17 protein-coding genes and 1 tRNA gene are annotated in these 18,684 nt (G+C 41.3%); 3 read left to right on the forward strand and 15 right to left on the reverse strand.

The window, feature by feature from the left end:
• Window positions 1-16: 16 nt before the first annotated feature.
• The 8 genes from selB to BHE18_RS06300 form a co-directional block, all read right to left on the reverse strand.
• Window positions 17-1,906 (reverse strand): selenocysteine-specific translation elongation factor, encoded by a 1,890-nt coding sequence (selB, locus tag BHE18_RS06265; protein WP_235860261.1) that lies wholly within the window; start codon window positions 1,904-1,906, stop codon window positions 17-19.
• A 319-nt stretch (window positions 1,907-2,225) separates the two neighbouring features.
• Window positions 2,226-2,822 carry an SCO family protein gene (locus BHE18_RS06270; protein WP_328585873.1) on the reverse strand — a complete coding sequence of 199 codons (597 nt, stop codon included), beginning with the start codon at window positions 2,820-2,822 and terminating at the stop codon, window positions 2,226-2,228.
• An 84-nt stretch (window positions 2,823-2,906) separates the two neighbouring features.
• Window positions 2,907-3,734 (reverse strand): type II pantothenate kinase, encoded by an 828-nt coding sequence (coaW, locus tag BHE18_RS06275; RefSeq protein WP_071617738.1) that lies wholly within the window; start codon window positions 3,732-3,734, stop codon window positions 2,907-2,909.
• On the reverse strand, window positions 3,731-4,021 hold the full coding sequence (locus BHE18_RS06280; protein ID WP_071617739.1) for a hypothetical protein: 291 nt from the start codon (window positions 4,019-4,021) through the stop codon (window positions 3,731-3,733). Before BHE18_RS06280 ends, coaW begins: the two co-directional genes overlap by 4 nt.
• Before the next feature lie 122 nt (window positions 4,022-4,143).
• Window positions 4,144-7,278: an SbcC/MukB-like Walker B domain-containing protein gene (locus BHE18_RS06285; protein WP_071617740.1), complete on the reverse strand. Its 3,135-nt coding sequence runs from the start codon at window positions 7,276-7,278 to the stop codon at window positions 4,144-4,146.
• Window positions 7,275-8,420 carry an exonuclease SbcCD subunit D gene (locus BHE18_RS06290; RefSeq protein WP_071617741.1) on the reverse strand — a complete coding sequence of 382 codons (1,146 nt, stop codon included), beginning with the start codon at window positions 8,418-8,420 and terminating at the stop codon, window positions 7,275-7,277. Before BHE18_RS06290 ends, BHE18_RS06285 begins: the two co-directional genes overlap by 4 nt.
• 155 nt (window positions 8,421-8,575) lie before the next feature.
• A complete protein-coding gene (locus BHE18_RS06295) occupies window positions 8,576-8,713 on the reverse strand; it encodes a YvrJ family protein (RefSeq protein WP_032088683.1) in 138 nt (45 codons plus the stop codon).
• 121 nt (window positions 8,714-8,834) lie between these two features.
• Window positions 8,835-9,362: a hypothetical protein gene (locus BHE18_RS06300; protein ID WP_071617742.1), complete on the reverse strand. Its 528-nt coding sequence runs from the start codon at window positions 9,360-9,362 to the stop codon at window positions 8,835-8,837.
• Between the two features lie 285 nt (window positions 9,363-9,647).
• Here BHE18_RS06300 and BHE18_RS23175 point away from each other — a divergent pair.
• Window positions 9,648-9,744, forward strand: a tRNA-Sec gene (locus BHE18_RS23175).
• Between the two features lie 55 nt (window positions 9,745-9,799).
• Here BHE18_RS23175 and BHE18_RS06305 read toward each other — a convergent pair.
• Window positions 9,800-11,125, reverse strand: a complete 1,326-nt coding sequence (locus BHE18_RS06305; protein WP_071617743.1) for an ATP-binding protein — start codon at window positions 11,123-11,125, stop codon at window positions 9,800-9,802.
• Between the two features lie 215 nt (window positions 11,126-11,340).
• On the opposite strand from BHE18_RS06305, the gene BHE18_RS06310 reads away from it, so the two are divergent.
• Entirely contained in the window at window positions 11,341-11,769 is a 429-nt protein-coding gene (locus tag BHE18_RS06310) for a DUF2621 domain-containing protein (protein WP_071617744.1), read from the forward strand.
• A 157-nt stretch (window positions 11,770-11,926) separates the two neighbouring features.
• Here the strand turns inward: BHE18_RS06310 and BHE18_RS06315 are convergent, their stop codons facing one another.
• The 4 genes from BHE18_RS06315 to BHE18_RS06330 all read right to left on the reverse strand — a co-directional run bounded on the left by BHE18_RS06315 (window position 11,927) and on the right by BHE18_RS06330 (window position 14,386).
• Entirely contained in the window at window positions 11,927-12,406 is a 480-nt protein-coding gene (locus BHE18_RS06315; RefSeq protein ID WP_071617745.1) for a site-2 protease family protein, read from the reverse strand.
• A gap of 193 nt (window positions 12,407-12,599) precedes the next feature.
• Window positions 12,600-13,079 carry a CcdC family protein gene (locus BHE18_RS06320; protein ID WP_071617746.1) on the reverse strand — a complete coding sequence of 160 codons (480 nt, stop codon included), beginning with the start codon at window positions 13,077-13,079 and terminating at the stop codon, window positions 12,600-12,602.
• 105 nt (window positions 13,080-13,184) lie between these two features.
• Window positions 13,185-13,547 (reverse strand): response regulator, encoded by a 363-nt coding sequence (locus BHE18_RS06325; RefSeq protein ID WP_071617747.1) that lies wholly within the window; start codon window positions 13,545-13,547, stop codon window positions 13,185-13,187.
• Between the two features lie 131 nt (window positions 13,548-13,678).
• Window positions 13,679-14,386: a cytochrome c biogenesis CcdA family protein gene (locus BHE18_RS06330; RefSeq protein ID WP_071617748.1), complete on the reverse strand. Its 708-nt coding sequence runs from the start codon at window positions 14,384-14,386 to the stop codon at window positions 13,679-13,681.
• A gap of 257 nt (window positions 14,387-14,643) precedes the next feature.
• Here BHE18_RS06330 and BHE18_RS06335 point away from each other — a divergent pair, with 257 nt between their 5' ends.
• Complete coding sequence (locus BHE18_RS06335) at window positions 14,644-14,820, forward strand: aspartyl-phosphate phosphatase Spo0E family protein (RefSeq protein WP_071617749.1); 177 nt, start codon at window positions 14,644-14,646, stop codon at window positions 14,818-14,820.
• A gap of 72 nt (window positions 14,821-14,892) precedes the next feature.
• Here BHE18_RS06335 and BHE18_RS06340 read toward each other — a convergent pair whose 3' ends face one another.
• Both BHE18_RS06340 and BHE18_RS06345 read right to left on the reverse strand, forming a co-directional pair.
• Window positions 14,893-16,704, reverse strand: coding sequence for an ABC transporter ATP-binding protein (locus BHE18_RS06340; protein ID WP_071617750.1), 1,812 nt, complete (start codon window positions 16,702-16,704; stop codon window positions 14,893-14,895).
• Between the two features lie 5 nt (window positions 16,705-16,709).
• On the reverse strand, window positions 16,710-18,458 hold the full coding sequence (locus BHE18_RS06345) for an ABC transporter transmembrane domain-containing protein (protein WP_071617751.1): 1,749 nt from the start codon (window positions 18,456-18,458) through the stop codon (window positions 16,710-16,712).
• Between the last annotated feature and the right edge of the window lie 226 nt (window positions 18,459-18,684).

The raw sequence follows: 18,684 nt of genomic DNA on the forward strand, positions 1-18,684 counted from the left end.
GATTTAGTTATTCTCCTCAAGAAATCCATTTTCTCTCATCATTAATCCTGACTGTATATCCATCTTTATCCAGTCTTTCTAAAAAAGGAATCATGTATTTCCGGGATAAATCTAATATCTCTTTTGCCTCGGTTATGGTGAATCTTCGGTCTGTTTTTTCCTTCAGCTCATTGACTGCCTTATTGTATGTTTCCCATGCATATGCATGCTTCTCATCGAGCGGAACAATCCAATTCTGCCCAATAAAAAAATAATGAAATTCCTGTCTTACGGTTTCTGGGATACCGGCTCCCTTAAAATATTCTTCCATTGTCTTCACTTTCAACTTATCTTCCCTTAAGGAGTGTAAAAGCTGCAAGCATCTTTTTTCCCATTGTGAAGGGAGGCTCGGCGTAAAATCATGCATATGGAGAACTCCATTTTCAAGAGATACTTCCTTCTGCCGAATCAGTCTTCCGATACTGAATTGGATGACTATATCAGTGAACGACTCCAGCAATGACTGCAGTTCCCCCTTATTGATTCCCTTTTCAAGGGGATGCCTCTCATGATAGGAACTGAGGACCTCTACGATCTTTTTTTCACAGCTTTCTACAATACTAATATGTGTCACAAAAGAACTGCGCAGCAAAATCCAGCCTGTCTTCTGCAGTACTTCCTCAAGTTCATCCTGACCAAGGGAAGCTTCACGTATCAGCGTCTGAGAAGGTATACTTTTTTTCTGTTGAAGCAGCTTCATCATTCTTTCTTCTGCGGAACCTTCCATTATCGCACGGAGCTTCAAAATGGTCTCGCTTCCAAATCGATATTTTCCTCCACTTGGATTAATGATCCAACCTCCGCCCAGTGTTTCTGCAGGTGTCGGCCTCCTGATGATAAAACGATCACCCCGTTTGACTACAATCTTATTATTAAGGCGGATTTGACAAAGAATCGAATCTTCTGCCGGTTCTGTCTTATTGCGGTCGAAGAATACAAGTTTACCCATTACTTCTGAAGTTCCCGTATGAAACTTTATCTCCATACGCTGTTTAAGACCATGCTTGATTCCACCAAGAGTTTTCAATGAAACATCGATTATATCCGTTACAGTAAAGAGTGATGAAGATACAACTGCGTCTCCACGCTCAATTTGTTGATAATTGACACCTGCCAGGTTGATGGCTGCACGCTGTCCTGCACACCCTTTGCTGCTCTTCTGTCCATGGACTTGTATCTGCCTTGCTTTTGCCTGGATCCCTTGAGGAAGTATCGTGACTTCTGCCCCTGTTTCTATCTCCCCTTCATATATGGTCCCCCTGACAATGGTACCTTGTCCTTTCAGTGAAAATATCTGATCGATCGGTAAACGGAAATAACCTTCAGAACTCCTGACAGGTATATCTTCAATCGATTTTAAAATCAAATCCTTCAATTCCTGTATACCTTCACCAGATATACTGTCCACCAACATCAACGTGGCATTTTCAAAAGGAGAGCCTTCAAGTTCTGCCTTCACTTCTTCTTTAGCAAGCTCCCTCAGTTCCACATCCACTTTCGACATTTTTGTAAGGACCACGATTCCCTCGGTGATGCCTAGAAGCGAGAGGATATCCAGATGTTCACGTGTTTGAGGCATAATCCCTTCATCAGCTGCAACCACGAGCACGACCAGGTCTATTCCGCCTGTCCCTGCAATCATTTTCCTCACAAAACGTTCATGACCGGGTACATCGACAATGGAAATCTGCATATCCTCTTCTTGATGAAGAGGAGCAAATCCAAGCTCTATTGAAATATTCCTTTCTTTTTCCTCCTTAAGGCGATCGGTGTCAATGTTCGTAAGGGCCTTTGTCAGCGCAGTTTTACCATGGTCAATATGCCCGGCCATACCGATCGTATAGTACCGTTTTCGCAACCTTCCCACCTGCTTTTTCTAAGAGTTCTTCTTTTTATAATTAGTGAATAATACACCTGTCATCAGTGCAAAGCATGCAATAAACAGCATACCTTTCATGCTCTGCCCTTCAGAGAATGATTTGATCGTCCAAAACAGTATCACCACTGTGATGATACAGTCAAAAATAAATATGCCTTTTGAATGTCGAATGTCCCTCACCTGCTTCATTTATAGAATGACTATATTTACTTTACCATAAGCGCAGAGCTGAATAAAAAAATAGCCGTCCGGACAAGCACGCCTTCTAAAGAGGCTTGATCCAACTCGACTATTTCCGCTCAGGTTTTTATTTTGAACCTTCTTTTATAAGTGTCTTCATGTCGGAGGTGATTTCCTCGTAAGGCACATCGCTGTTCCCGCTGTAATTCTTAACCACAACCCCTTCTTGATTGACGAGAAAGAAGCTCGTCTGATGAATGACTTGGTCAGAATTGGGGTCTTTCGCAACGATTGTTTTGAAGGAGTGTTCCGCAAAGTCCTTGATTTCCTCAAACTTATAACCGGTCAATAATTCCCACTTGCCTGTATCCGCTTCGTATCCTGAAATATATTCTTTCAGGGCCTGCGGTGTATCCTTTTCGGGATCGACGCTGAAGGAGACAATCTTATAATCTTCTACTCCTGCCTTCTTAAGTTCCTTTTGCAATTTCGTAAGATTGAACGTCATTGGCGGACAAACCGTTTCACAGTTGGTGAAAATGAAATCTGCAATCCAAACCTTGCCCTCCAAGTCTTTGAGACTTACTTTTTCATTATCTTGATTGGAATAATTGAAATCTGCTATTTCATAATCCGTTTCTGCTTGAAAGTCACTATTGCTGCAACCTGCAAGGAGAATTCCCACTGCAGCCATCACAACCGCTAATGATTTTAATTTAGGCACTTCAATCTCCTCCGCTTTCCACTACTGTTTCTCATTCTATGTTAGTAGAAAGAATAGGAAAAGACAATGCGCTTCACCTGAGTATCAATGACTATTTTGTGAAATTCCAAGACTTTTTAATCCAAGTCTCAGGGCACCGATACTTCCGGAGAAGGATCCATTCTCTATAAAAATGCACTGGTACCCCAAAAATTTTTCAAATTGTTTGAGATCTTCTTTCAAAGGAGAATTGGCAAGGAGTGTGCTGCCTATGAAAACAAGTTTTTGGCATTGATGTGAGGCTGCAAGCTGATGGGCAAGCAAAATAACCGTCTCCGCTATCAAGTTGGTCAAAGAGCGGATCACATCTTTTCTGGATGCTTCACCCAATCTGACTTTAGCAAAGTTTGCTGCCGTCAGATAGTCTGGTACAGGAGTTTCATCCCCTTCATATATATCCTTCACCATCAAATCGACTGCTTCACGATTTCCGTTTTCGGCCAACTCCACGAGTTCATGGAAATCATCTGTCCCTGATAGCAGCGCCCCCAGCCCCATGAACATACCTCCTCCCATTCCGCTTCCCGTTACACGGGAGAAATCATTGGGAGCGACCTTAAAGAAAGAAGTGCCGGTGCCAATATTCACCAAGATGTATCGATCCAGCTTTCCATTTTGAGTATGAACAAGAATTCGCATACCTTCTTCAATCGAATCGAATTCAGGAAACACTGTACTCACCGGATGCAGTGTTTTCATCTTTTCGGCCTTCCCGCCGGTCAGGAACAACGTTGAATCCGGCGAGGTGAGCCCTATCCAATTCATCACCTGAGGAAGTTCTTTACTATCAAAGACTTTATAATGGTACCTGCCATGTTCTTCGTATACAAGCTTAGTGAGGGTTCCACCTGCGTCGATTCCGAAATATCTCATTGTGATACTTCTTTCTTCTTTTTGGAGAATAAATAGTGAAGGACATATCCATGGATCACCATAATAACGAGAAAAGCTATGAGATAGTAAAAAACACCCATTATTCCGTTTGATATGTCCTCTGTCACCAGCCACCAAATGGAGGCGATCACAAAGAATAAAAACTGCAGGGCTGCCCCTTCAACAAATGGTTTTTTATATGTGTTAAAGTCCAGGAGCCGCTTCCAGCTCCATCCGATGGCGACTGCTGCCGAAATGAATAATATTAAAATATAAATACTTATCACAGATTTCACCCGCTTTGTTTGAGTCTTAGTGATTTAATCATATTAAATATGAGTGGAAATTAAAAGCAGAAAAAGAAAAGCCTGGGGACATCCGGCTTTTCTTTTCTTTCAATTATCTTTACCTAAATCATAAATTGAAATTCCGTCCTGCTTCCGTTTTGTGAAGAGATGACTTCAAGCCTTGCATCGATACGCTCTTTCAATTCGGGAACATGGGATATCAAACCGACCAGGCGTCCGCTGCTCTGGATATCCATTAACGCTTCAATAGCATGATCAAGAGACTCGGGATCGAGTGTACCGAAACCTTCATCGATGAACATCGTTTCAAGCGAAACCCCTCCTGCGTATTGCTGCACGACATCAGCCAGCCCCAGTGCCAATGCAAGTGAAGCCTTGAAGCTTTCTCCTCCCGATAACGTTTTGACATGCCTTTCCTGGCCGGTATATTGATCAAATACGAGCAGTTCCAGGCCGCTTTGTATATTCCCCTTGCTGCGGTCCGTCTTTCTAATCAAGTTATACCTGCCGGCTGTCATCTTCGATAATCGTTCATTTGCAACGCTCAGGATATCTTCAAGGAATGAGGCCAATACGTATCTTTCAAATGTAAGCCGGTTTGCATTCTGCCCGCGGGCGATGTCTGCAAGATGTCCGACTGTTTGATAAGTCTCTTCATGCTCCTTAATGCTGGCATTGATGTCCATGACTCTTGAAAGAATCTCTTTATTTTCCTGTGTGTGTGAAATGAGTCTGTTTAAAATTTCGTTGATTTCCTTCATTTCCAAGGTTACAGCCGTCAGCGATTGTTGTATGACTTGTATATCCGGCTTATCCTTATTTTCCAGCTGTTTAGAAACATCCGATAAACGATCCTTTACAGAACGCAGGTCTTCGCCATAATTTTTAACCCTTGCCTCAAGTATGGCAATCTCCTCATCGGTTCTTTTCGATTCGTGAAAAGCCCTGTAATGCGGGAATCCCTCTCTGTTCAATAAGGAAAGAAATTCTTCCCTCTCGTGATTCATATCAGATTCTGCCTTCTCAACTTGAGCTTCTTTATCTTTCAATTGAGCTTCTTTTACTTTGTAATCATTTTCACTTTGATAAAAATCTGACTGCGCTTTCTCAAAAGCTGCTTTCATTTTATCCAATGTTTCCTTTGTCTTTTGAAACGCATCATCAAACTCTTCTCTTGTATAAAGATTTGACGGAATGGATTCCTTGATTTTCTCAAGGGAAGTTTTCTTTGTTAAAAATTCCATTTGCAGTTCCTGCTGAATTTCCAGACGTTTCTTGCCGGCATCCTCGAGTTTTTCCAGTTTCCTTTTTTCATTCTTAACTTGCTCACTCATCTGCTTCAACTGTTCAAGCTCATTTTTCTTTGCAAGGATTTCCCTTTTTAAGGATTGAACTTTTGATTGGAATTCTAAGGTTACTTCCTTATGATTCTCCAATGTAAGGTTCTCTGCCTGATTCCCTGCCCTTTTGATGAGTAGACGTATTTGCTCATCTGTATTCTGGATTTTTGTTTCTTCCTGGGCCATTGAAAGACTTAACTGCTTTTCTTCGGATTGAAGGGCTTGCAGCATTTCCCTTGCACTCTTCATGTCTTCCTCTGACGGCAATGTATGTTTGTCTGTTGCAAGATTAGGATGGTGCTCTGAGCCGCATACAGGACATGGTGCTCCTTCCGTGAGTTCACGTGCCAGAGCGGCGGATTGAGCCGCCCGCCATTCACCTTCCAAATAAGAGATTGAATCTGAAGCATCTTTCATCCGTGCAGCATTGTTTCCATACTGGTCACTCAATTGTTTCATTGTGACCTTATATCGATCCTGTCTTTCTGACAGTGTAGAAATTTCTTTTAGAATTTCCAGGCCAGACTCTTTTTCCTGGAGTGACTTTTCATAGTGGAACAACTGGCTTTGGCTCTCTCCAAACTTCTCGAGCCGTTCCTCTCTATCCTTTATCCATTTTGATAAGTAAGCCTTCTCTTCAGTGTCTTTATTAATCAAATACTGCTGCTTTGTACTTTTCTCCTGTAACATTTGCAATTCCGATTGTAAGGAATCGAGCGAATGAACATCGCCTTGAATGCTTTCCAGATGATTGATTTTTTTTACGAGTTCTTCTTTGGCCGGTTCCTTTCCCGCTTCTTCCTCATAACGTTTCCTGGCAAGCTCCAGCCTGTCTTTGGCTGTATCTTTTTCTCTCATTAATCGATCCATATCCTGTTTAAGTCCCTTGAGAATACTATTCAGTTTATGGCAATATTCATCTTGTTTTATTAACCTCGCAGCCTTATTTGCAAGTGTGATTTCTTGAGAAGCTTGTCTGATTTCAGTTTCCTGGTGCTGGAGGACGGTCAGCTCTGCTCCTAACTTTTCCTTCAGTTCAAATAGCTTCAAGAGATTATTTGCATCAGCAAGCTCCTTGTTTACGTTATCTCTCTTATTTTGAATGGTTTGGTATGTTTGTTCCACATCATCCAGCCGCTTTTCCATCCCTTCGATATGTCCCGGGAGAAGGGAAAGTATTTTACTGTCATTAACAGGTTCTTCAAGCAGTAATTGTTGTAATTCCTCATTGTCATTACTATGGATTTTCAACAGTTCCCTTGTACGCAATTCAACGGAAGCCTCCACCTGCTTCCGCAAATCATCTGCTTCCGCCTTCAATCCTTCCTGAATCATTTTGTACAGCTGTGTATGGAACAATCTCTGCAAAATGACTTCTTTATCTTTACTGTCAGAGGTCAGCAATTTACGAAATTCACCTTGAGGAATCATCAGGATCTGTCTGAATTGATTCGCATCAAGCTGGATGAGTGATTTCACTTTTTCGTCTACTTCCCTGACATTGGCAGCAAGTATTATTTCCCCGCCTTCCTCATCAAAGGTAAATAACTCTGCACGGGCGTTGATGGTCGTATACCCATCTCCCCGGGCTTTCTTTTTATCCTGCTGAGGCGATCTCCAGATCCGGTAAGTTTTCCCCCGCAAATTGAATAACAGCTCAATTTCCGTAATGTCCTCTTCCTTCGCGAATTGACTCCTCATATCTGTCGGGGTCCGGTCCTCCCCGCTTGCCTTCCCATAAATCGCATAGGAAATACCATCGAATATCGTCGTCTTTCCCGAACCGGTCTTGCCTGAAATTACAAACATCGTGCGGCTGTCCAGCTCACGGAAATCAATTTCTTCCCTTTCGGCATAAGGTCCGAATGCCTGCATCGTCAGTTTAAGAGGTTTCATGCTTCATACGCCTCCTTCCTGGCTTTTTCGATTACTTTTTCCAAGACTTCCTGCTTCAAAGCTGAAAAATCACCTGTCGTCATATCTGAATAAAATTCTTTGAATAATTCAAGCTCGGTCTTCTTTTTATCTTCTATGACGTTAAAACTGTTTTTCTTTTTTGCATCCCTCAACTCCAGTTTCCGCTCGAGATGCAGCACGTTCGGATACACTTGTCTAAGTTTGTTTATCGGATCGATAAGGGTTCCCTCGTCATGCAGGGTCACCTTTAAGAAGTCATCCGTTTTCTGGGATTGATAGAAGGCTGGATCAAGCAGTTCCTCCATATGCCCCTGCAGCTCTCTCATATCCTGCTTCGGTTTTAATATCCGTTCACTTAATTCAAACGATCCGTTTTCTTTCATATCCACCACTGTCACTGATTTCCTTTGCGATGCTTCCGAGAACGAATATTTCATCAATGACCCTGAATAACGTATCGTATCATGCTTTAATGCATCCGGGCTGTGCAGATGACCCATAGCCGTATAATGAAAAGGCTCGAATAATTCACTGCCTACACATCCTGACCCGCCTACGGAAAGTGTCCTTTCAGAATCCGTGGTTTTCCCTCCAAGGACAAAAGCATGCCCTACGAATACATGTGGTCCCTCCCCATGCATGTTTTCCTGGATACGGTCTATGATTGCTTTCATTGCATCATGATGGGAATGGATTGAATCATCCCCAAGAAGCTGGCGAACTGTCCCCGGTTCTGCGAAAGGAATACAGTGGAAGTTCACCCCGGCTACGTTTACGGGTGTAAACTCATTCGAAAGTTTCCCCTTCAGGTAAAAGTGACTGTGCTTGTACCAGGAGGAACCAAACGATAAACGTTCGGCACTGTCATGGTTGCCTGAAACGGCAATGACCGGTGTATTCAATTCGACATTGATTCTGAAAAGCACCTCATCCAGTAATTCCACCGCCTCGGTAGGTGGTACGGAACGGTCGTACAAATCCCCTGCAATCACGACTGCATCCGGCTTCTCCTCCTCCACCAATGCAATGAATTGCTCCAGTATGTACCTCTGCTCTTCCGTCATATAAATACCGTGAACTAATTTTCCTAAATGCCAATCAGCCGTATGTATGAATTTCAACGTCCAATCTCCTCTCTTGCTTCTATATAGTTTAAATTATATCAAACTCTAAAACTCTGGGTAAAAGGAAATGCCGCCTGGAAGGAACATAGTCTCACTTATCAAAATCCACTTTGTGGGAACGTCAATAAAAGAGAGACCACCGGCCTCCCTTTCTATTCTTTCATTCTTTGAGGAAGAGTCTGCAGGGAAGTCACGACTGCATCAAGCTTCGTTTCAATGCGATATAGCAGATACATCGTCACCACGATCGGAAAACCGACCTCAGAGATAAAAGGAATGATGGACTCCATGGACTATGCCTCCTTTCACCTTATATATAGAAGTATGAAGTGAAAAGAGACACCAAAAGGAGTAAAAAAAACGAACCCCGATGCCGGGATTCGTTTTCTGTTTGTTTTTAATAATTGATTGTTAACCGTTTAAGTCGTTCACCAGGCTTGAACTTACCAACCCGGCTTTATCAAGGATTGCTTTGATTTGGTTTTCAGCTTCGACCATTTTTTCATCTGCTTCTGTAAGGTCCGCTTCACCTTCTGCTTTAAGGGCTTCAGCTTTCATATTGTAAGACTCTGCCAATGTAGACTTGAACTCTTCAATGTCTTTTTTATAGTCTTCAAGCCCGGATGGAACTTCAGTATTCTCTACTGCTTTAGCAGATTCTTCTGCAGATGCTGCAGCTGAATCTGCTAATTTTGCAAGCTCGTCACCTGTTGGAGGTGCTTCTCCGCCTACTGCAGCTTCGTAACCATTCAAGTCAATATCTGTACCATTTATCGTGGTTGTTAAATTAAGATAAAAATCCATTAATTCCCCAGCTGCGTCAGTATTCGCACTGCTTGTATCTGCAGATTCCTCTTTCTTGCCTTCTTCTGAACCAGCATCTGAGCATCCAACTAACAACAAAGCTAAACCTAATCCTAAGAACCATATTTTTTTCATAGTTCAAATCCCCTTTCTGTCTCTCTTGCATGAAATGAGCGGGAGATCAAGCGTAGAAATCGCTTACTTCTTCCATTTTTTAGCCGGCAAAATGTATCTTATCATGTGGATAATCAGTTGGTAAAGAAATAGTTTCTACTTTCTCTAAAGTTCTAATTTTATAAATAGTTGGAATAAACAGCTAATTTCTACCGGGGTTTTTGTCCTGCTATCCTTTTAGCAGGTTTATGGGTATATTGATTGAACAGAATCTGTGAACGTGATATAACTAATTAAGAAAACTACGGGGCTGATTGTTGAGCTGGTGCTTGCCTAGGTCTTCAAAACCTCTTGGGAGGCGCGTGCCGTCTCCGCTGGGTTCGATTCCCAGGCAGTCCCGCCATTCTTCTCCATTAAAAAAGAAGCTTCAGGATGACCCCCTAAAACTTCCTCGACTATTATGTATGTATTTGTTCCCGCTTTTTCCTTCCTTGCTGTTTTACTGCATCGAATGTAATCGAAAACGTCGTCCCTTCTCCCTGTTCACTCTGTACGTTGATATCTGCCGAATGGTCTCTCAAGATCCGCAGACAAATGGTAAGACCAAGACCGGTTCCTTTGGTTTTAGTCGTAAAGAAAGGTTCTCCGAGCTTATCCAAGACTTGTTTCTTCATGCCGACCCCTTCATCTTTAAAGCTGATTTCGACTTTATTGTAATCATTCAGTCCTGCATGGATCCTGATCCTTCCACCGTGCGGCATTGCCTCGATGGCGTTTTTCACCAGATTGATAAAAACCTGCTTCAGCTGATTTTCGTCTCCCCTGATAAATAATTCTCTCTGCTTAAAAGCAGTCTGTATTTCAATATTGTAAAGAATCGCATTCGTATTCAGAAGTTTTGCCACGTGATCCAGTGTTTCTACGATATTGATGCGTTTATAGGTCACAGATTGAGGTTTTGCCAAGATCAATAACTCACTGAGTACAAGCTCGATTCTCTTAATTTCAGAAAACACTATTTCCAGGTATTCCTTAGTCTTAGAGTCGGCGTCATCTCTTAACAGTTGCAGAAAGCCATTAATGGAGGTCAACGGATTTCTCACTTCATGTGCAATACCCGCTGCCAGCTGTCCTGCTACAGATAATTTCTGTGATTCGATTGCAAGTGTTTCATTCATTTCCAGTAACTCTTCTTCATTATGTATTCGTTCTGTAATATCCGATATCGTCCCTACTGTACCTGCGAGTTTTCCGTAATCATCGTAATTCAGTTTGATATTCACTTCACCCCACCGATACTGTCCATCCCTCATTTGAAAAGAAAAATCGATTTTTGTCTTCTCCTTTTTCTCACTTATACTCCTTCTGAGCAACCGCAGAAATTCGTGGCGTTCATTAAGTGAAATGAAGTGCAGTGCATTTCTATGCAGGCTTTCTTTCAGGCTGAAACCCGTGAAGTCTTCCCAGGATTGATTCAAAAATTGAAATTCCCCCTTGGAATTCGTATGGAAGACAACCTCAGAGATGTTCTGCAGGACCAGCTGCAGCTCTTCATTCAGCCTTTTTATTTTCTCTTCGCTCTTACTGAGTGCCGAGACAGTTTCATTGCTGTCATCGTAGTTTTTTCCAGTATAATATCCAATGAACAAGATGAGAGTGGTAAAAAGCAAGTCAATTTGCAGATTGAAGGAGTAGTGAAGAACAAAATAGTAAATGAAATCCCAGATAATGATCAATAGAGCACCTGCGGCAATAAACAAGATTCTGCCCTTATATTTCGTCATGTGACTTCCCCGTCCTTCCAAAACAGCTTGAAATAGATGATTATCGAAAAAGAATGAATTTTCACGATATTTGTTATTTATTAGTATATCATTTCTTATTAAGAACAGTATAGATATCTTTTAGATTTATTATGATATTCTTGTCACGGCGATTTACGTTGTCTATAATGAAATACGATACATATTCGTTTATCGAAATACTTTGAGGTGATAGCATGCAGCTAGACGGATGGTTTTTATATTTTATCCTTTTTTGGGTTGTTTTTTTAATGGCTTCCTTTGCGATCGGCGGCTTCTTTATGTTCCGGAAATTTTTGAAAAGGTTTCCGAAAGAAGATGGGAAATCCGATATGGACTGGGAAGAGTATTATGTAAATGAAACGCTTCATCTTTGGCATGATCAAGAAAAGAGAATGCTGAATGAATTAGTCACTCCCGTTCCAGAGTTATTCAGGGATGTGGCAAAGCAAAAAATAGCCGGGAAAATCGGGGAATTGGCACTGAAAGAGAAAGCTCCTTCCATTTCCAAGGAGTTGGTAATAAGAGGTTATATTATGGCCACCCCCAAGCGGGACCATAAATTCCTCCGCAAAAAGCTGGATGAAATGAATATTGATGCGGCTCCATATGAACACTTATTCTAAAGGAGAAAAGGGTTGAAAATATAGGATCTATCCTCGTAATCCCGGTTATTCTATACATTATCTTTACAGCAGCTGCAGCATTTCTTTTCATGAAATGGAAAAAGACTAAAAAAAGGTAGACGATTCACATCGTTTACCTTTTTTGATTACTTTTGGTTCAATCTATCGGATCTTCTGCCTTTCCATATTTGATTACATCATAAATGGCTTGTCCATCACTTGGCTTTCCTTCACCGTTTCGATATGGAAAAAGTGAAAAAAAGATAAAATAGACCGAGAAATAAACAAATTGATAGAAAAAGATATGAACAGGAAATACGCCCTGGTAGATCAAAAAATTCATCAGTAATATCACGATCAGATTAAACAGGCTGCCAGATAAATAGATCAGAACATGTGACCATACTGTATTATATTTCAACTCTGTATATTGGCACCATCCCTCCATGAAATACATCCTGTTTACTTCAAGGGGTCCTATATTAAATAACTTCTTTCCGGTTCCAATTGCAAATTTTATCTTTGCGCCAAATATCCTGGCCACCAGTACATGCCCTGCTTCGTGAACAATTGTCACAAGAGGAAGCGTTAAGAAAAATGCCAGAAAAAACGTCCAGATATCATGGAGAGTGAACAACATGAAAACCCCTTTATAATATATTTGTTTCTCTCCGTGTTTCCCCTGACAAAAATTCGATACTCACATTTTGGTTATTTGTAAGAAAATCGTAACATCATACTTGTTTATTTGGATTTTAAGTATAAGACAACTTCATTCAAAGAAATACAAAAAGCGGAACAACATGATCAACATCTGTCCCGCTTCTGATTTAAATTGAATTTGTGGTTAAGTCACTGTTTTCTTGATGTAATCTGCGATATTGAATATACATGGCGATGCGCCAAGGTACAATCATCCCAAACGCAAGGATCCAGAACATCCCGCTAAGTGCACCGTAATCAATTGAAGCACTCAGTATGGATTTGGCAACAATCCTGACAATCAAAAGCCCGATCAGGATAAATGCAAATGCTTTAGATCGTTTTAAGTAAATATCATGATCCCTTACTTCGAATTTGGACGTTTTAATGAGTAAAATGGAAAACAACATTCCTACAGTAAGTGCTTCCAACAGTTCGCCCAGTGTTACCCTGAAAAAAGGAAAAATGAACATTAAAGCTCCAGTACTCATAAATATTGGAGGTAAAATGATTTTCTTTCCGCTTACCGGCTTTTTCTGCGCCTTCATTCTGATAAACAATACAAAAAACCCCATACATATTGCTACAATGGATGAAGCAATCATCATAAACGATCATCCTTTAACTCTCTACTTATTTTCAATACTATTATAGCCTATTTCATCAGAAAACGAAAACTGGCAAAAAAAGAGGCGGCAGGCAGCCACCTCAGTTCATGAACCCAATACCCTCTTAATTGCATCGACGACCCGGACCTCATCAAATGGTTTAACGATGAAGTCCTTGGCGCCGCTCTCAATCGCCTCTACTACGATTCTCTGCTGTCCCATGGCCGAGCACATGATTACTTTCGCTTTTGGATACTGGGAAAGAATGGCCTTCACGGCTTCCATGCCGTCCATTACAGGCATCGTAATATCCATCGTGACCAGATCAGGATGAAGATCGGCATACATTTTTACGGCCTCTGCTCCATTTTCCGCTTCGCCTACTACAGTGTGACCGCTGGATGTCAGCATATTACCAAGTGTCATTCTCATAAACTTCGCATCATCCACTACAAGTATTGTTGCCACAGGTGTTCCTCCTTGAAAAAGCTTTCGCTGCATCCATTTTATCATACTTTAGTCCTATTTATATTCTAATTATAACATTTATTGTAAAATTATTTCAATTCATAGTATTCTCTGTACTGTTTGCTATAATTTTAGAATCCTTGGAATCCCCCGAAGATAGAAGTGAAATAGGAAAGGATGACGGTCATCCAGTCAAAGAAGAGCATAATCCCGACAATAATCATGATATATCCGCCTGCTTTAACGATCTTTGCACTGTTTTTCCTGATCCACTGCATTTTCCCGATGAAAAACGACAGAATGAAGAACGGGATGGCAAACCCAAGAACATAGGCGGTCATATATAATACACCCGACCCCGGATTTGTGGCTGCAAGCGCAAGTACCGAAGCAAGGATCGGACCGGTGCACGGGGTCCAACCTGCAGCAAATGCCATTCCGATCAAGATGGAACCGATGAATCCAGAGGGTTTGTTCTTAAATTCAATACGACGTTCTTTCATCAGCATTTCGGGAGTGAAAATCCCTATCACAACCAATCCGAATATGACAATAAAGATCGCACCAAGCTGACGGATTAAATCCTTATAATCAAGAAAGAACTCCCCGATGAACGAAGTACCAAATCCGATCGCAATGAAGATGGCCGAAAATCCCAAGAGGAAAAAAAAGGTATGTAAAAGACTCCTTCTTTGCAGCATGGCATTATCCGTTTTCAGTTCACTGACACTCATCCCCGTTATATATGATAAGAAAGCAGGGTATAAAGGAAGGCAGCATGGAGAAATAAAACTTAGAAAACCCGCTCCAAAAGCAAGAAATAAATTAATATCTGCCATAATTTCAACTCCTGTTAAATGTTTATTATTATCTATTCTATCAGACATTTGCAGATACTATGAGAATCTATTGTGTGAACGATTTGTGACCATTCATTTACAATGCGATTTGAATCATTCCAATCTTGTTTCAATGCCTTTAAAAATGTATTTTTGTTTTGAAAATCGCTCCTGTTTTCGTTATACTTATAAAAAGTTACAGTTATTACTAGTTTTGTATTCCTTCTGTAAGGAACTACAAAAGAAAGGAAACAGCCGTGTCTAAACAAGAGCTTCTGGACCGCATTGAAAAAAAACGTGCTCAATTGATTGATATCGTCGCCAAAAATGGTTTAACTTCACCGCAAGCCATTCAATATAGTCAAGAATTGGATTTATTACTGAACAGTTATAATTCGAACTACATAAAAAATTTTACGTCCCAAGTAAGCTGATATCACGCCGACATAAAGAAAGCAGACCGTTTAACGGTCTGCTTTTTTGATGATCCGCCTTCTCTTCATCGTTTACATTACACCTTTTGAAACCGCATCCTCCATGCCTTCGACAAGTCCGTTTTGCAATAAGAACATCTTATGATAAATTCCTCTTTTCAATAGCAGTTCCTGATGTGTACCTTTTTCCGCTATCTCACCCTTGTGCAATACCAGAATGAGATCTGCATCTTGAATGGTCGATAACCGGTGAGCGATCGCGATGGTGGTCCTGCCTTTTCTCATTTTTGATAAAGCTGTCTGAATCGATTCTTCCGTCTCTGTATCGATATTCGCTGTTGCTTCATCAAGGATTAGTATTTTTGGTTTGGCTGCAATCGTCCGGGCGAAAGCAATCAGCTGACGCTGCCCGCTTGACAAGGTCGCCCCCCTTTCAACCACTTTACTTGAATAACCATCTTCCAGTTGTTCAATAAATCCGTTTGCCTGAACAAACCTTGCTGCTTCCATGATTTCATCATCGCTCATATTATGATTATGAAGTTTAATATTATCCTTGATTGTTCCGTAAAATAGGAATGGATCCTGAAGGACCAGCCCCATCTTTGTTCTCATTTCACCCAGGGGATAGGATTTAAGGGATTTTCCATCTATCAATATCTCCCCTGTTGAGTAATCATAGAATCTCATCAATAGGTTGATAATCGAACTCTTGCCGCTTCCTGTGTGCCCCACAAGCGCTACAGTTTCTCCCGGCCTGGCCGTAAACGAAATATTTTTCAGTACATCTTTATGACCGTCATAGGAGAAAGTAACATCCTTAAATGTAATTTCTCCTTTATTAATCTTTCGGTACCCTTCATTACTCTCAGTTTGACCCGGGGATACCTCCTTTTCATCTAATAATGCAAATACCCTGGATGATGCAACGATTGCCTGCTGAAACATCGATAGCCGCATCATGATTTGATTGACTGGTTCAAAAAAACGGTCCAGATAATTCACGAAAGCATAAAGGACGCCTATTTCAATCGGCTGACTGAATGAAGTGACGCCAAAAAAACTCAAAACGACAATCAAAGCCGCCGCATAAACCAAATCAATTGCCGGTCTCAACAGCAGGCCATCCACCTTAATATTTTTCATTCCTGCCAAGAAATGCTTCTCATTGATTTCTTCAAACTCTTCCTGCATTCTCTGCTCCTGCCTGAACACTTGAATGATTGACATTCCTTGAAGTGATTCACTCAATTTAGCATTCAATTGACTAAGTCTTTCCCTCATATCCTGATAAAATACAGAGCTGTATTTACGATAGAGAACCATGATATAAAGAATGAGAGGCAAAATGAACAAACAAAAAAGGGCAAGCTTTGAATCAAGGGCAAACATGGCGATAAATATACCCGTCAGTAAAAATGATCCCTGGATAAAGGAGACCATGACGCTCACGAACATATCCTTGATCGCTTCAGTATCATTGGTCACCCGCGATACGATGCTGCCGGCAGGGGTCTTATCAAAATACTTCATCCCAAGGCTTTGTACCTTTGAAAAAACATCCACCCTGAGCTGCTGGATGATCTTCAATGCAATTTCCTGAAACTTCAATAATTGAAAATAAGAAATCAATACATTTCCGATTTGGATACATAGATAGGCCGTTCCCAGAGCAGCAAGCGGACCGTAGGGAAAATCCCTTGGCGTCAAGTAATCATCTATGAAGACTTTAATGATGATCGGCCCTAGTACATCCCCGATCGTCGTTAATAATAACAGTAAAAAAGCTAAAATGATTTTCTTTTTATGAGGTTTTGCATATCCCATTAATCGAAAGAAAATTTTCCGCTGTCCGGCTGTCGTCATGGTTGTATCTTTTCCCATTCCCTTCACCCCCCGTGCTCCACTAGTTCTTCTAACTGCTGCCTGAAATACATTTCCCTGTATATTCCTTTATGGACCATCAGTTCAGCATGTGTGCCCCGTTCCACGATCTTTCCTTCATCAAGTACAATGATGAGGTCGGCATGCTGGATTGCACTCAGCCTGTGGGCTGTAATGATGGTTGTCTTTCCGTTTCTATTTTCTCTTAATGAAGATAAAATGGCTTCCTCAGTCTTCGCATCCACCGCAGACAGCGAATCATCAAGAAGAAGTACTTCCGGATCCATCAAGAGGGCCCTGGCAATTGAAATTCGTTGTTTCTGCCCTCCTGACAAAGATACGCCCCTTTCTCCCACTATCGTTTCATATCCATTAGTGAATTCTTTAATATCTTCGTGGATTTGTGCCAGTCTTGCAGCTTCCTCCACCCGGCTGCGGTCAATCTGCGGATTCGTGAATGCAATATTGTCAAAAATGGTTGAAGAGAACAAGAAATGATCTTGCGGCACGTATCCGAAAGCTTCACGCAATGCAGAAAGTTTATACTTCTTCAGCGAATGGCCTGCCATCAGAATTTCTCCTTCATACCCTTCAAATTCCCTTAAAAGGAGGCGGAGCACAGTGGTTTTCCCCGAACCGGTTTTACCGACTACCCCAACCGTACTGCCCTTTTCAATCGTTGTATGAAAATTTTCCAAAGAACTTTTTTCTTGATCAGGGTAGTTAAACGAATCCACTTTGTATTCGATATCCCCTGCAGGACTTATCTGTAGGGCGTCCTTTTCCTCTTTGATTTCTATCTCTTCACTTAGCAGGGCGGCTACACGATCGTAGGAAGCCCTGCCCCGTTCAACAATATTAAAGAGCCAGCCGAAAGCAAGCATCGGCCATATCAATAAGCCCAGGTAGGTTGTAAAAGAAATCAATTCTCCGATCGTTAATTCCCCATTGACAACCAGCCGTGAGCCAAAAAGGATGGATAAGAAAAAGGATATGCCCACGATGATGGAGATGGTAGGATCGAATAATGAGTCCACTTTTGCCACCGCAATATTTTTCTCAACAACATCATTTGACTGTTTTCTGAATGATTCTATATCTTCTTGTTCCTGCCCGAACGTTTTCAGTACCTTTATACCTGACACACTCTCCTGGGTTTTATCATTAAGGCTTGAAAATGCCTCTTGAGCCTTGTGAAAACGTTTATGAAGAAGAGTACCGTAATAATTGGTCAAGAGTGCCATCAAAGGCATTGGAATAAGCGCAATCAACGTTAGCTTCCAGCTGATTGTAAAAGCCATGGCGATTATCACAAATCCACCCGTCGCAAGGGAATCGACCAGCGTCAGGACACCTGAACCGGCCGTCTGCTGAATTGCCTGTAAATCATTGGTTGCATGGGCCATAAGATCCCCGACCCTCTTTTTTTGATAAAAAGATGGGGACATCTTAGTAAAATGCCGGTACAGCCGATTTCTGAGCAATCTGGATAGTTTAGTTGCTGAACCAAAAATCATGATGCGCCATACGAACCTGAGCCCATACATGGATAATGCCGAACCCATTAGGATCATCATCCATTGTAACAGTTGATCGCCAGTCAGATTGTTGTTTTTCACACTGTCTACCACAATCCCGACAATTTTTGGGGGAATGAGCTGAAGAAAAGCAACAAACAAGAGGATGATGACCCCCGTTAAATATGACTTCTTTTCTTGAATAAAGAACCATTTTAAATTCATAAAGACTCTCATGTGAAATCCTCCGATGGTAAAATAAACGACTCTTTATTTTACCAAATTTTCTAATATTGAGAAATCTATTTTTCCTTGTCCACATAAAAAAAACAGGACTGGGACAAATTTTAACGCTACCATATTATTAGGATAGGTTCTTTATACCGCTAATGATTTCCGTGCAAGACTTCGCTTTCCGCGGGTAGCCCGTGAGCCTCCTCGGCAAGCCTGCGGGAAGAAAAGC

The organism is Rossellomorea aquimaris, from assembly GCF_001877785.1.
Lineage (GTDB): Bacteria > Bacillota > Bacilli > Bacillales > Bacillaceae_B > Rossellomorea > Rossellomorea aquimaris_A.